This is a genomic window from Flavobacterium xizangense (assembly GCF_054075145.1).
This window is the reverse complement of record NZ_JBSIPG010000007.1, coordinates 92,329-105,564: the sequence shown is the minus strand read 5'-3', so window position 1 is coordinate 105,564 and position 13,236 is coordinate 92,329. Positions and strand designations below refer to the sequence as shown.

General features: G+C 32.3%; 12 protein-coding genes. 6 read left to right on the top strand and 6 right to left on the bottom strand.

Annotated features, from left to right (window positions below; translation table 11 throughout):
• Positions 1-167: 167 nt before the first annotated feature.
• The 3 genes from ACWA1B_RS16245 to ACWA1B_RS16235 all read right to left on the bottom strand — a co-directional run bounded on the left by ACWA1B_RS16245 (position 168) and on the right by ACWA1B_RS16235 (position 3,828).
• Entirely contained in the window at positions 168-2,657 is a 2,490-nt protein-coding gene (locus tag ACWA1B_RS16245; protein WP_456908646.1) for a DUF5686 and carboxypeptidase regulatory-like domain-containing protein, read from the bottom strand.
• A gap of 69 nt (positions 2,658-2,726) precedes the next feature.
• On the bottom strand, positions 2,727-3,140 hold the full coding sequence (gene aroQ, locus ACWA1B_RS16240) for a type II 3-dehydroquinate dehydratase (RefSeq protein WP_035649746.1): 414 nt from the start codon (positions 3,138-3,140) through the stop codon (positions 2,727-2,729).
• A gap of 127 nt (positions 3,141-3,267) precedes the next feature.
• The gene (locus tag ACWA1B_RS16235; protein WP_132988377.1) at positions 3,268-3,828 is read right to left on the bottom strand and encodes a porin family protein; all 561 of its coding nucleotides are present in this window, start codon (positions 3,826-3,828) and stop codon (positions 3,268-3,270) included.
• Positions 3,829-4,107: 279 nt separating this feature from the next.
• Between ACWA1B_RS16235 and ACWA1B_RS16230 the strand changes: the two genes are divergently transcribed.
• From ACWA1B_RS16230 to ACWA1B_RS16210, 5 genes are all read left to right on the top strand, one after another.
• Positions 4,108-4,620 carry a hypothetical protein gene (locus tag ACWA1B_RS16230; RefSeq protein WP_456908644.1) on the top strand — a complete coding sequence of 171 codons (513 nt, stop codon included), beginning with the start codon at positions 4,108-4,110 and terminating at the stop codon, positions 4,618-4,620.
• A gap of 161 nt (positions 4,621-4,781) precedes the next feature.
• Positions 4,782-5,363 (top strand): porin family protein, encoded by a 582-nt coding sequence (locus tag ACWA1B_RS16225; protein WP_456908642.1) that lies wholly within the window; start codon positions 4,782-4,784, stop codon positions 5,361-5,363.
• Between the two features lie 312 nt (positions 5,364-5,675).
• Positions 5,676-6,284, top strand: coding sequence for a porin family protein (locus ACWA1B_RS16220; RefSeq protein WP_456908640.1), 609 nt, complete (start codon positions 5,676-5,678; stop codon positions 6,282-6,284).
• Between the two features lie 84 nt (positions 6,285-6,368).
• On the top strand, positions 6,369-7,265 hold the full coding sequence (xerD, locus tag ACWA1B_RS16215; protein ID WP_456908638.1) for a site-specific tyrosine recombinase XerD: 897 nt from the start codon (positions 6,369-6,371) through the stop codon (positions 7,263-7,265).
• 141 nt (positions 7,266-7,406) lie between these two features.
• Positions 7,407-8,927, top strand: coding sequence for a PAS domain-containing sensor histidine kinase (locus ACWA1B_RS16210; RefSeq protein ID WP_456908636.1), 1,521 nt, complete (start codon positions 7,407-7,409; stop codon positions 8,925-8,927).
• Positions 8,928-9,005: 78 nt separating this feature from the next.
• On the opposite strand, the gene rny is transcribed toward ACWA1B_RS16210, so the two are convergent.
• The 3 genes from rny to ACWA1B_RS16195 form a co-directional block, all read right to left on the bottom strand.
• On the bottom strand, positions 9,006-10,565 hold the full coding sequence (rny, locus tag ACWA1B_RS16205) for a ribonuclease Y (RefSeq protein ID WP_456908634.1): 1,560 nt from the start codon (positions 10,563-10,565) through the stop codon (positions 9,006-9,008).
• 209 nt (positions 10,566-10,774) lie between these two features.
• On the bottom strand, positions 10,775-11,068 hold the full coding sequence (locus ACWA1B_RS16200; protein ID WP_456908632.1) for a cell division protein ZapA: 294 nt from the start codon (positions 11,066-11,068) through the stop codon (positions 10,775-10,777).
• A gap of 6 nt (positions 11,069-11,074) precedes the next feature.
• Positions 11,075-11,365 carry a hypothetical protein gene (locus ACWA1B_RS16195; RefSeq protein WP_026727596.1) on the bottom strand — a complete coding sequence of 97 codons (291 nt, stop codon included), beginning with the start codon at positions 11,363-11,365 and terminating at the stop codon, positions 11,075-11,077.
• 179 nt (positions 11,366-11,544) lie between these two features.
• Between ACWA1B_RS16195 and ACWA1B_RS16190 the strand changes: the two genes are divergently transcribed.
• Entirely contained in the window at positions 11,545-13,227 is a 1,683-nt protein-coding gene (locus tag ACWA1B_RS16190; RefSeq protein WP_456908630.1) for a M23 family metallopeptidase, read from the top strand.
• The last annotated feature ends 9 nt before the right edge of the window (positions 13,228-13,236 follow it).

Genomic DNA, 13,236 nt, shown 5'->3' with positions numbered 1-13,236 from the left:
GGTTCTAAGATTCTAAGATACTAAGGTTTTAAGTTTTTTTCTTTGTCAAAGTTTTAAACTTTGACAAAGATTAATTAATTAAAAAGAAAAATTTAAATCTGCTAAAATCTGTTTAAATCTTCGCGAAACAGAAACTTAGAACCTTAGTATCTTAGCAACTTAGTACCTTAGTCTAACACATTTAAAATCTTCAATCCAAATACAACTCCGTTTTGCTGAACGTTGCCTTGGTAAGAATGGACATAATCAATTCGGAATAATTTAAATTTCCCGAATCCTAAATTGTCTAAACCAACTGTAAATTCAGAGTATGGCTTTCGATTTGGAATCGCTAAAGTGTGAAATCCAATATTCATTGTCGATTTTAAAAGATTGATCAACGGAATTTTATTAGTAATAAATCCCATGTCATTATGCTCCAAATGCATTTCGAAATAAGCGTCGTTTGTTGATTTTGAATAATATGGCATCAAATTGAAAACATTTAAATAGCGATCTGTTGTACCAATGTGTGTTTGATTTCCATTAAAATGTCTGTAATCCATAAAAGCGATATTTTCTGCATTATAAAATTTTCCGGCTCTGAAATTTGTTCCAAGAATTCCCTTGTTTCCAAGTGATAAATCGTATTGAACAGAAGCACCGATTCTTTCAAATTCATATTTTTTTTCACTTGCTGCAAAGGCTTTTTCAAAAACTAAATAAACGGTTGGATATTTTTCGTTTCTAACATTGAATCTGCCGTCGGGTCTCGAAATGTATTTGTTTCCAAAATTGATTCTGGCGCTCAAAGAAGTTTTGAATAGATGATGTGAGTCAAAAGCTGAGGTTGTAAAATCATTCGGCGCCAATGGATTATTAGATGAATAAATATCGTCTTGTTTAAAGAAAGAATAATCAGTGGTATTGAAGAGTGGTTTTCGCTGTTCGTAAGCAATTTTTGCATTCAGATTGATTCCGTTTGCGACATCCTGGCCGTAATTAATTTGAGCAAATTCCAAATTATACAGCTTCATGTAATTGTCTTTAAAAAATAAAGAAGCTATCGAATTGACAAATTTTGTAATAGGTTCGGCGCCATTGAACTGAGCGGTTTTAGTTCCTCCCGAAGCTGCTATATACGCATAATTAATATTGTTGAATCTGTGGCTGAAGTCTCCCGTTACGCGCAAACGATCATCAGAAAAACCATAATTGAAAGTAGTACTTATTGATGTGCTTTTCCCTTTTTCTTCATTCCACTTTCTAAAAGAGAAGCCAGAATCTAAATTGAAACCCTGAACGGTATTAAAACTTAATGAACTGATATTTAATATACCCTTATAATTAAAAGAATAACTTTTGAAAGTGTTTTTATAATCGTAGCCCATTAAAATATGCCAAACTTTGAATTTGTTGTTTTTTGCATCAATAGAATCGGTGTATTTTTGGGATTTTCTGATAGTTTGCAGACTGTCTTTTTTAGTATAGTCAGCACTTTCTTCAATAGTTAAAGGAATGGGGCGGATTTGATTCCAGAAAGTATCATCTTTTTTATTGGCATTTGGTTCAAAAGCTACGATTTCATTTCCAAAAGTTTTCTTTTCGAATGAAACAGGAAATTCATAATTTGAATACACATAATTAAATGTTCCGGAGAATTTTATTCCGAAAACACCAGCATTAAAAGAAAGTGATTGCGCGTTTTTTGACCATATTTTATTAGCTGAATTATAACTAAAACTCTGTTTTAAATTCATAGTTTCAGTAAATTCATTTTTCATTCGGTAACCTTTAATGTCCAAATCAATGGCATAAATGGCAAAACTGTCATCTACAATATAGATGTAACCTTCAAAAACGGGTTCTTTATCTCGTTTTGGGATTACTTTTATTTTAAAGATTTGATGTTTGTTGTCATCATAAAAGCTTCCTTCGAGTTTGTATTTGTAATAACTGAAAGCATTATCTGCAATAGGAGAGATGAGTTTAATGTCGAAATCTAAAGTGTTATCATAAAAATCATAAGTTGATAACGCTGCAGTATTATAGCTGTATCCTCGATTATTTCCGGAAATTTTAGATGCGATTATTTTCTCTTTTAATTTGTCTGGTTTTTCAAAAGTAATTTTCGAAACCGTTTCAGATAAATATAAAATTCCGGTTCCGGTGGAGTCTAAATTAGATGCCATATCAGCACCAAGGTCAACTTTTTTGCCTAAAATCTTTTTCGGCAGATCTTTGACTTTAAACATTCCTTTTGAGTAAAAGTCAGCTGTGTAGCGTCCCGTTTTGCTGGAATTGTCCTGTTTGTTTGCAATTGCGCTTTTTATAATTGCATCTGCCGGATTGTTTTTTGGATCAATAATGACTTCATTTAAAGCAAAGCTTTCCTCGAGCATTTTTACATCAAGAGTGATCGTTTTTGAATCTGAAGCGACGGTGAGCTTTTGAGTTTTAAAACCCAGATACTGAAAAATAATTTTATTTTTACCAGGCTCTTTTACATTTAGCTGATATTTTCCCTGTTCGTTTGAAGTGGTTCCGGAATACGTGTTTTCTTCAAAAACGGATACAAATGGCAATGGATTCCCTTTTTCATCGGTAATAGTTCCTTTGATTTGGGCAAAATTTGAAACTGAAAAAAATAAGAAGGCAGATAAAATAAAGTTTTTCATGTAAGTGGTTTGTCTTACAAAAATAGAATAACTTGAATCTGAGCTTATTAATAATTTGTTAAAAATGCTTTACAAAAAAGATTGAATAGCTAATTCATAACTTTTAAGTCCGAAACCTAAAATAACGCCTTTTGCATTTCCAGATAAATACGATTGATGTCTGAAACTTTCGCGTGCATAAGTATTTGAAATATGAACTTCGATTACAGGAGTTGTAACCGCTTTCATCGCATCGCCTAAGCCTATAGAAGTGTGCGTATACGCACCGGCGTTCAGAATAATTCCATCAAATGAAAATCCAACTTCCTGAATTTTGCCAATCAATTCTCCTTCAATATTGCTTTGATAATAGGAAAGCTCAACATTTGGAAATTTCTCTTTCAACGTTTCAAAATAATCTTCAAAAGTTTGGCTTCCGTAAACTTCTGGTTCTCTTTTTCCTAAAAGATTTAAATTGGGTCCGTTGATAATGCAGATTTTCATATTTAAAATTATTTGCAATGAATATTGATCTTGCAATTGGTTTTTGCAATTGAGATTGAATTTTTGTAAAAATAAAAAAACCGCACTAATTAATAGAGCGGTTTTTGTAAAAGTATGTGAAATATTTTTAGAACATGAATCCAGCAGAAAGCTGAAATACTGAGTTTTTAAGATCTGCATGAGTAGAAACTTCTGTAAGTCCTAAACCATAACGTGCCTGAACAAAAAGGCCTTCAGTGATTTTTAATCCAAGTCCGGCGTTAACTGCAAAGTCAAAAGTTTTAGGGTCCTGAACATCAAATTCTTTTTTATTGCTCAATAAAAACGATGCTTGCGGACCAACTTCTAAACTTAGAGATTTAGTCATATAGAATTTAGCCATCACTGGAATAGATAAATATCCAAGTTCATTTTTAAATTCGTCAACAGCATTTTTATAAGTTGCTCCTTGTGTTGAATACAAAAGCTCTGGCTGAATCGAAAATTTTTCTAATAATTTTAATTCTGCTACTAAACCTGCATGATAGCTTGTCAGTCCTTCCTTATCAACAGAAATTCCATCAAAACTAGCATCACCATGCTGATTTGCAAAGTTAACCCCAGCTTTTACCCCGATTTTTAATAATTGTGCGTGTATTGCAGTTGATGCTGCCAGGAACATTACAGCTGCTAAAAATAATTTCTTCATAAAAATGTTTTTAAAAATTGGTATTTATATGTTATCTACAATTCAAAACTATATTATTTTGCTTTTATTGTTTTTACATGATGTTTTTACAAATTATTAAAATTATCATGTTTTTTTTAATTTTCGATAGTTCTGAAATGTGATATTCAATTAAATATTTTAAATCAATATTTTTTTTTGTAGTTTAATTCTGTCTTATTTTGTTATTTTGATTTCTTTTAGTGGTCTTTTTTTAATACGTATAATTTTACTTTTGACTGAGTAATTAAAAATAAAATCATGAAAAAATTAATTTTAGCAGCTATCGCAGTTATGGCTTTTGGTTTCGCAAATGCACAAGAACAAACCGCAAAAGGGAAATGGTTAATTGAAGCTAATACGGGATTTGGAGGCAATACGAACGTTGGTAACACTGGTTTTCAATTAAAATCTGAAGATGGAGAAACTTCTTGGAGTGTCGGTGCTGAAGGAGGTTACTTTGTAGCTGATAATTTAGCTGTCAAAGCTGGTCTTGGATATAATGATCTTGGACACAGTGTTAATGCAATTTCGTATAAAGTTGGTGCGAAATATTATTTATTAAATAAATTTCCCCTTGAAGCTTCTTATACAGGAGCCAGTGTGAAAGATGCGAATGAAAATCCTTCTTATTTAGGCTTACAAGGAGGTTATGCATGGTTTATTGGAAATAATGTTTCTATTGAGCCAGGATTACGTTACAATATTTCTATGAACGAAGATTATGGAAAAGATGTTTTCCAATTCAATGTTGGATTTGCATTGCACTTCTAAAAAAAATATTAGTTAGTGTTTGATTGCCTTCCTCAATTTTGAGGAGGGCTTTTCTTGTTTGAGGTTGCATAGTACTAATTTATTTGTTAAAAAACTAATTGATTTTTAGTAGGTATAGTTTTATATTTGATTTATTAAATTTTAACCCAAAATAAATCAGAATGAAAAAACTTATTTTATCTGCCATTGCACTAATGGCTTTTGCATTTTGTAATGCTCAGGATACAAGATTTGGAATAAAAGGAGGTCTAAATATTTCAAATGTTGTAGGAGGAGAGGTAGAAAATACTAAATCTTTGGTAGGCTTCCACGTAGGTGGTTTTGCGGAAATTCACGTTGTTGAGAAATTTTTTATTCAGCCAGAGCTTTTGTATTCTGCTCAAGGAACTAAAGTTGACGGCCCTTTTGGATCTGATGGCGATGTTAAATTAAATTATTTGAATATTCCGGTATTGGCCAAATATTACATAATTGATAAAAAGTTTAATGTTGAAGCTGGTCCACAATTAGGTATTTTATTGTCGGCTAAAGCGGAAGGTGAGGATATTAAAGATTTTACAAGATCTGTAGATTTTGGTTTTAATATTGGAGCCGGATACAGTTTTACTGATAATTTTTCTGTAGGTCTTCGATATACTATTGGTTTGTCTCCGCTTAGTGATGAAGATGTGGATAATGCAGATGATTATTATGACAGTGCTAAAAATAGCAACCTTGCACTATCTTTAGCATATAAATTCTAATGATCTAGAATTATATTTGTAAAGCCTCCTAATCAGGAGGCTTTTTTTATTCGTATTATATTATTTATTGTTAATTAATTTAATCAAAGAAAGAAATTATAAGAATAAAAAAAAAGTTTTATATGCTTATGTAGTTGTAGCATATGTATTTATGAATGCTAAGGAAGTTAAATTTGAAGTAAAATGAGGTTTGAATTGTAATCAAATTTTTAAAAAATCATAAAGAAATTTTGCTTTTACGCTTTTCCGTAAGGTTATTGATTTTGGTGCTTCTATATTTGGCCTATTAATTTTAACCAAAAATAAATTGTAATGAAAAAAATTATTTTATCTGCAGTTGCAGTAATGGCATTCGGTTTTGCAAATGCTCAAGATGTTAAATTTGGAGTAAAAGGTGGTTTGAATGTATCTACTATAACGGGAGATATTGAGAATGCATCATCGAAAGTTGGTTTTCATGTTGGGGGTTTTGCCGAAATAAAACTTTCTGAAAAATTTGCTATTCAGCCAGAACTTTTGTATTCTACACAAGGTGCAAAGGAAAAGGGAGAATTTGAGTACGAGGGGAATGTATATGATGCTGAACTTAATTATAAATTAGCGTATATTAATTTACCTATTATGGCAAAATATTATATCGTTGAAAAATTTAATGTTGAAGCTGGTCCTCAAATAGGATTTCTTGTTAATGCAAAAGCAGAAGCGACAGTATTAGGAAATTCTGCAGAAGAAGATGTTAAAGACAGTTTTAAATCTGTTGATTTTGGAATTAATTTAGGTGCAGGTTATGATTTTACAGATAAATTTTCTGCAGGTGTTCGTTATAATATTGGATTATCTAATATGATTGATGGTGAAGCTGCTGATTATGCAAAAGCTCACAACGGTGTTTTCTCTCTATCTGTAGGGTACAAATTCTAATTTAAGAAAAGCATATATTTTGAAAACCTTCCTCTTAATTCCAGGAAGGTTTTTTTATTTCTAAAAAGTATTTACTTTGTAATTATGAATTGGGACCGATATATAAAAGATTATCAATCGTATTTGCGAATTGAGAGAGGCTTGTCTAAAAACACAATCGAAAACTATGAGTTTGATATTGAGCGGTTATGCCTTTTTTTGGAACAAAATAAAATTGAGGTTTCGCCAGTAAAAATTTCAGATGAAACTTTACAGCAGTTTATTTATTCGGTTGCAAAAGAAGTAAATCCACGTTCACAGGCTAGAATAATTTCTGGATTGAAAAGCTTTTTTAATTATTTGATTTTTGAAGATTATAGAAATGATAATCCATTGGAATTAATCGAGAGTCCAAAAACTGGAAGAAAATTACCTGATACTTTATCTGTTGAAGAAATAGACGCTTTAATTGCAGCAATTGATCTAAGTTCAAACGAAGGAGAACGAAACCGGGCTATACTTGAAACGTTATATGGCTGCGGTCTTCGTGTTTCAGAATTAACCACGTTAAAAATATCTGATTTATATTTTGATGAAGGGTTTATAAAAATAACAGGAAAAGGAAATAAAGAACGTTTTGTACCCATTGGGAAGTTGACCAAAAAATATATTGAAATTTATAAAGATGAAGTTCGCCCTAATTTGATTATCAAAAAAGGATTCGAAGATACATTGTTTTTAAACCGACGAGGAAATCAGCTTACCCGTGCTATGATTTTTACCATTATAAAAGATTTGGCTGTGAGAGTTGGTTTGCATAAAAATATTAGTCCGCATACACTGCGTCATTCTTTTGCTACTCATCTTTTAGAAAATGGTGCCGACTTACGATCAATTCAATTAATGCTCGGGCATGAATCGATTACGACAACCGAAATTTATGTGCATTTGGATCGAAGTTTTTTAAAGGAAGTAATGCATACTTTTCATCCCAGAAAGTGATTTTTTTGCTTTAAAGCTAATTTTTATTTCAAAAATTAATATATTGTATGATAATTTCTACTAAAAGTAAATAAAATCGATGAACTGCATGTTTTTCGTTTTTTGAGGTAAAATTGACTCGCTTTTTATAAATGTTATTGTATGGTTTTTGATTGCTATGGAAATGAAGATTGTCTGGAAGTAAATAATTTTTACAAAAAATTGTTGGCTGAAATGCCCGATTTGCTTTTTCAATTTGTAATTGATAACAATAACAATTATTCTTTTCCTCTTGTCAGCAAATCTGCTGATGATATATTTGAGATTTCTGCCAAAGAATTTACAAACGATATTAAATTAATTGTTTACGATAGGATTTTTCCGCAGGACCGTGATTTGTTTTTTCAATCTTTAGTTAAAGCGCGAAAAGAAATTAAACCTTGGGAAGTTGAGTTTAGAGCAGTTTTGCCAAAAAAAGGGCTTCGCTGGTTTAAAGTAGCTTCAAAAACGGAATTATCTCCAGACGGAAACGTGAGTTTTTTTGGTCATGTTTCTGATATCACAGATTTAAAAGATAAAGAAGAAAGGCTTCGAATATCCGAAGAACGTTTTCAGTTTGCTTTAGACGCTTCTACAGTTGGAATTTGGGATTGGGATATGGTGACCAATCGGGTTTTTTATTCTTCGCTTTCGCTTAAAATTTTAGAAGTAGAATCGACAGATGTTTTTGATGATCCGGAACGCTGGGATAAAATTGTTCATCCTGATGATCTTCCAAAATATTATTCGGACATTCATGATCATTTTGATAACAAAATTCCATATTACGAAAATTACCATCGTGTAATGACTTCAAGCGGGAATTACAAATGGATTCTTGATCGCGGAAAAGTGATTAAACGCGATGAAAATGGCAAGCCTTTGCGCGTAATTGGCACACATACCGATGTTTCTCAGCAAAAAGAAAAAGAGCTGGAGCTTTTAAAAACAATGAAGTTATACAGTGATCAAAATAGTCGATTGCTAAATTTCTCGCATATTGTTTCGCACAATCTAAATACTCAGGCAGGGAATATAAAATCAATTTTAGACTTTATAGATGCCGATGTTGATAAACAAACCATAAGCGAAATGTTGCTGCATTTAAGAACCGTTTCGAACGATTTGAATGATACAATTTCAAATTTAACTCAAATTGTAAAAACACAAAGTAATATCAATATTGCAGTTGTTCCCTTGAAACTCTGTGAATATATTGAAAAAACAATTGCAGCGATAAAAGGTTATGATAAACGTAAAAATGTTACGATAGTAAATAATGTGCCTAATTATTTGACCATTAATTTTAATCCGGCGTATCTCGAAAGTGTGTTGCTGAATTTTACAACAAATGCAATTAAATATGCACATCCGGATCGCGATCCCTTAATTGTTTTTGATTTTGCAATTGAGCCGGATGGTTACAAATCGTTGAAGATTACAGATAATGGTTTAGGGATCGATTTGGCTATTCATGGTGATCTTTTATTCGGAATGTATAAGACATTCCATAAACATGAAGATGCGCGTGGAATTGGCCTTTATATCACTCGAAATCAAATCGAAGCTATGAAAGGAAGTATTTGTGTTGAAAGTGAAGTAGGAGTTGGGACAAGTTTTAAAATTATATTTGGCGATTTGTAATTTAATTTTTTCAAACCATTATAAAACAATAAAGGCTATCTCAAAAGATAGCCTTTATTGTTTATGTTTAAAAGAGAATTACTTAGCAATATTAACTGCTCTTGTTTCTCTAATTACTGTTACTTTTACCTGACCTGGATAAGTCATTTCTGTTTGTATTTTTTGCGAAATTTCGAATGATAAATTTGCAGCATTGTCATCCGAAACTTTTTCGCTTTCTACAATTACACGAAGTTCTCTACCTGCCTGAATTGCATAAGCATTTTTAACTCCGCTAAATCCGTAAGCCACTTCTTCAAGGTCTTTCAAACGTTGAATGTATGAATCAAGAACCTGACGTCTTGCGCCTGGTCTTGCACCTGAAATAGCATCACAAACCTGAATAATTGGAGATAATAATGATTTCATTTCAATCTCGTCGTGGTGTGCTCCAATTGCATTGCAAACCTCTTCTTTCTCACCATATTTTTCAGCCCATTGCATTCCTAAAAGTGCGTGAGGTAAATCACTTTCTGTATCCGGAACTTTACCAATATCATGAAGCAAACCAGCTCTTTTTGCCAGTTTTACATTTAACCCTAATTCGGCAGCCATGATACCACAAAGTTTAGAAACTTCTCTAGAGTGCTGTAATAAGTTTTGTCCGTAAGAAGAACGATATTTCATTCTACCCACAACTTTAATCAATTCAGGGTGTAACCCGTGAATTCCTAAATCGATTACAGTACGTTTACCAACTTCAATAATTTCGTCGTCGATTTGTTTTGCAGTCTTAGCAACAACTTCTTCGATTCTTGCCGGGTGAATACGTCCGTCAGTTACTAATTTGTGCAATGACAAACGAGCAATTTCTCTACGAACCGGATCAAAACAAGAAAGGATAATAGCTTCCGGAGTATCATCAACAATAATTTCTACACCCGTTGCAGATTCTAAAGCTCTAATGTTACGTCCTTCACGACCAATAATTCTACCTTTTACATCATCAGATTCAATGTTGAAAACAGAAACACAGTTTTCAACCGCCTCTTCAGTTCCAACTCTTTGAATAGTATTGATGATGATTTTTTTAGCTTCCTGCTGTGCAGTAAGTTTAGCTTCTTCAATAGTATCCTGAATATGCGACATAGCTTTGCTTTTAGCCTCAGCTTTTAAGCCTTCAATTAATTGCTCTTTTGCTTCTTCAGCAGACAATCCAGAAATTACTTCAAGCTGCTGTAATTGACTTTTGTGTAATTTGTCAACTTCAGCTTGTTTTTTGTCTAGGATCTCAATTTTATTAATGTATTCCTGAGTTTTAGCTTCAAAGTCGTCGTTTACTTTTTTAGCTTTCGAAAGTTCATTTGAAACCTGAGATTCTTTATCGCGCACACGTTTTTCTACTTCAGCAACTTTTTTGTCTCTTGCTAAAATAACTTGTTCGTGCTCTGATTTTAATTCGATAAAACGTTCTTTTGCCTGAAGAATTTTATCTTTTTTAATATTTTCAGCTTCCAAATTAGCATCTTTTAAAATAGAAGCTGCTTCTTTTTTAGCGTTTTTGATTAGATTAGAAATATTACTTTTTTCGATGATTTTAGCAATTGCAAAACCTGCTGCAATTCCTACAATACCAATAATGATCGTTATGATGTCCATGTTTGTTAAGGTTTATATATAAAAAAAGCCTACATTAATTGCTTGTATAAACTCGTAAAGACAAGTTTTGAGCTAACTCACTGTTCAAGTTTCCCAGCCAAAAGGAGGGCATACTATAGTAGCGACGATTTGCTCATTCTAAATTGTTAGTGTTGAGTTTACCAATTGTGAACTAATGTAGGCAGTATCTTAGTTTCTGTAAAGAACGTTTATTTTTCGAGATATTGATCTAATAGCAAATTTAATTTCTTAATTCTTTCGATGGTTTCTTCTCCATCGATTGCGTTATCAATTTGTTTTTGTTCAACCTGTGATGCAAATTGCAATGCACACATAGCTAATACATCTTGTTTGTCGCGAACTGCGTAATTTTCTTCGAACTGCTTTATCATTGCATCAATTTTTTTAGAAGCACTTCTAAGTCCTTCCTCTTGAGATGGTTCAACCGTTAATGGGTAAACACGATCTGCAATTGATATTTTGATTCTAAGCTTTCCGTCCATGTTTTACTAATCTGATAGTTGTGCTATACAGTAATCAATTTCGCGAATTAATGAATTTATTTTAAGCTTTGTCTCTCTCTTGTTATTGTCGCTGCCGAGCAACGAATTGGCTATTTTAAGTGTCTCATATTGCTTCTTCAAAGCCTCAATTTCTTCAGATTGTTTCTGGATGATTTGCACAGCTTTGGCTAATTCTAATTGTAAATCCTGATTGTTTTTCTCCAAACCTTTTGATTTCTCAAAAAGCTTCTCGACTTTATATTCAAGAGTATCAATTATTTCGGCAATTACACTCATTATAAATCCTATTCATTACTTAATCATACAAAGTTAGTATTCCTTTTTATTAATGCAATTTTTTATCGATTTTTTTGTAGTTAAAATAGGCAAATCAATGAAATTCAGTTAATTGTATTTTTGTAGCCAAATCCTCGGATTTCGGCTCTTATTTTTTTACCTTAGCAAAAATGTTGCTTATGAAATTTTCGATATTCACCTTATTATTCTGCCAATTTATTTCTGCTCAGACTCAATATCCTACAGATTATTTTCGCGCCCCGCTTGATATTCCTATGCAGCTTTCAGGAAATTTTGGAGAGTTGAGACCGAATCATTTTCATGCTGGTTTTGATCTGAAAACAAATCAAAGGGAAGGATTGAATGTTTATGCTGTGGCTGATGGTTATATTTCTAGAATCAAAATTTCTACTTTTGGCAACGGAAAATGCATTTATATCACGCATCCTAATGGTTATACTTCTGTTTACGGGCATTTGCAGACCGCGATTGGGCCCGTTCAGGACTATATTCAAAAAACACATTATAAAGAAAAAGCCTTCGAGATTGAAATGTTTCCAAAGCCTGATGAATTGCCGGTAACTAAGGGCCAGTTAATTGCGCTTTCTGGAAATACAGGTTCGTCTGAAGGACCACATCTTCATTTTGAAATTCGGGATACCAAAACAGAATTCGTAATTAATCCGATGTTTTTTGGCTTTGACAAAAATTTCACGGATACTAAAAAGCCTTCTGTTTCGAATCTTTATGTTTATCCAATGGAAAACACAGCAGCTAATCAGTCAAAACAACCCATGATGCTGAATTTGTCGCTTCAAAAAGACGGGACTTATTTGGCTGGAAAAGTGAAAGCGAATGGAAAAATTGGTTTCGGAATAACGGCTGTCGATTTTGATGACGTTTCAGGAAATAAAAATGGCGTTTTTAATGTTTCAACTTTTTTAAACGGAAATCAAAATTTTAATTATCAATTTAATACTTATTCGTTTGATGAAATGCGTTATATAAATGCATTTATCGATTATCCGAAATATAAAAAATCAGGTCAGCGCGTACAGAAGCTTTTTATGAAAACGCCTTTTGCTTTAAGCATTATAAAAACAGATTCTCTGCGAGGAATTATTCCGGTCGAGCCGAATCTAGCTTCAATGTACCGAATTGAAGTTTCTGATTATTTTGGAAACATGACTACAATTAATGTTCCTGTTGAATATGATACAGCTACACCTGTTGTTGCTGAAACACCTGTAACTTCGCCCTATTTTATTAAAGCAAACAGAGATGCTAATTTTGAAAAAGACAATATGTCGGTATTTTTTCCGGCTGGAACTTTTTATGATGATTTCAATCTGAATTTTGATGTGAAAAACAACAAAATATATGTTCACGATGATGTTGTACCTGTACATTCTAATTTTACAGTTACCATTAAAGACGATTCGTATGAAGAGACTTTGAGAGATAAACTTTTTATTGGAAGAAGTGGCAGTTATAATGCAACTTCAAGAAAGGGTGATGTTTTTACGGCAAAATCAAAAACGTTAGGGCAATTCGGGCTGGTTCTCGATACAATTGCTCCTAAAATTACTATCGCTAAATCTATTCAGGACAAATGGATTAGTGATGTGAAGAAAATTCAATTAACAATTAGCGATGCTGCATCTGGCATTAAATCTTATAATGGTTATTTAAACGGAAATTGGATTTTGTTTGAATATGATAATAAAACCAGAAAAATTACACATACTTTTGATGATGCATTAGTGGCTGAAGGAGCAAATGATTTAAAAGTCGAAGTGACTGATAATGTTGGAAATGTCGCCGTTTTTGAAACTCATTTTTTTAGAAGTCAACAAAAATAAAATCAAAAC

Excerpts from the sequence above, each read along its gene's own strand:
- ACWA1B_RS16225 (WP_456908642.1), top strand. The coding sequence starts at position 4,782 with ATGAAAAAACTTATTTTATCTGCCATTGCACTAATGGCTTTTGCATTT.
- ACWA1B_RS16190 (WP_456908630.1), top strand. The coding sequence starts at position 11,545 with ATGAAATTTTCGATATTCACCTTATTATTCTGCCAATTTATTTCTGCT.
- aroQ (WP_035649746.1), bottom strand. The coding sequence starts at position 3,140 with ATGAAAATCTGCATTATCAACGGACCCAATTTAAATCTTTTAGGAAAA.
- ACWA1B_RS16195 (WP_026727596.1), bottom strand. The coding sequence starts at position 11,365 with ATGAGTGTAATTGCCGAAATAATTGATACTCTTGAATATAAAGTCGAG.
- ACWA1B_RS16230 (WP_456908644.1), top strand. The coding sequence starts at position 4,108 with ATGAAAAAATTAATTTTAGCAGCTATCGCAGTTATGGCTTTTGGTTTC.
- ACWA1B_RS16200 (WP_456908632.1), bottom strand. The coding sequence starts at position 11,068 with ATGGACGGAAAGCTTAGAATCAAAATATCAATTGCAGATCGTGTTTAC.
- rny (WP_456908634.1), bottom strand. The coding sequence starts at position 10,565 with ATGGACATCATAACGATCATTATTGGTATTGTAGGAATTGCAGCAGGT.
- ACWA1B_RS16220 (WP_456908640.1), top strand. The coding sequence starts at position 5,676 with ATGAAAAAAATTATTTTATCTGCAGTTGCAGTAATGGCATTCGGTTTT.
- xerD (WP_456908638.1), top strand. The coding sequence starts at position 6,369 with ATGAATTGGGACCGATATATAAAAGATTATCAATCGTATTTGCGAATT.
- ACWA1B_RS16210 (WP_456908636.1), top strand. The coding sequence starts at position 7,407 with ATGGTTTTTGATTGCTATGGAAATGAAGATTGTCTGGAAGTAAATAAT.
- ACWA1B_RS16235 (WP_132988377.1), bottom strand. The coding sequence starts at position 3,828 with ATGAAGAAATTATTTTTAGCAGCTGTAATGTTCCTGGCAGCATCAACT.
- ACWA1B_RS16245 (WP_456908646.1), bottom strand. The coding sequence starts at position 2,657 with ATGAAAAACTTTATTTTATCTGCCTTCTTATTTTTTTCAGTTTCAAAT.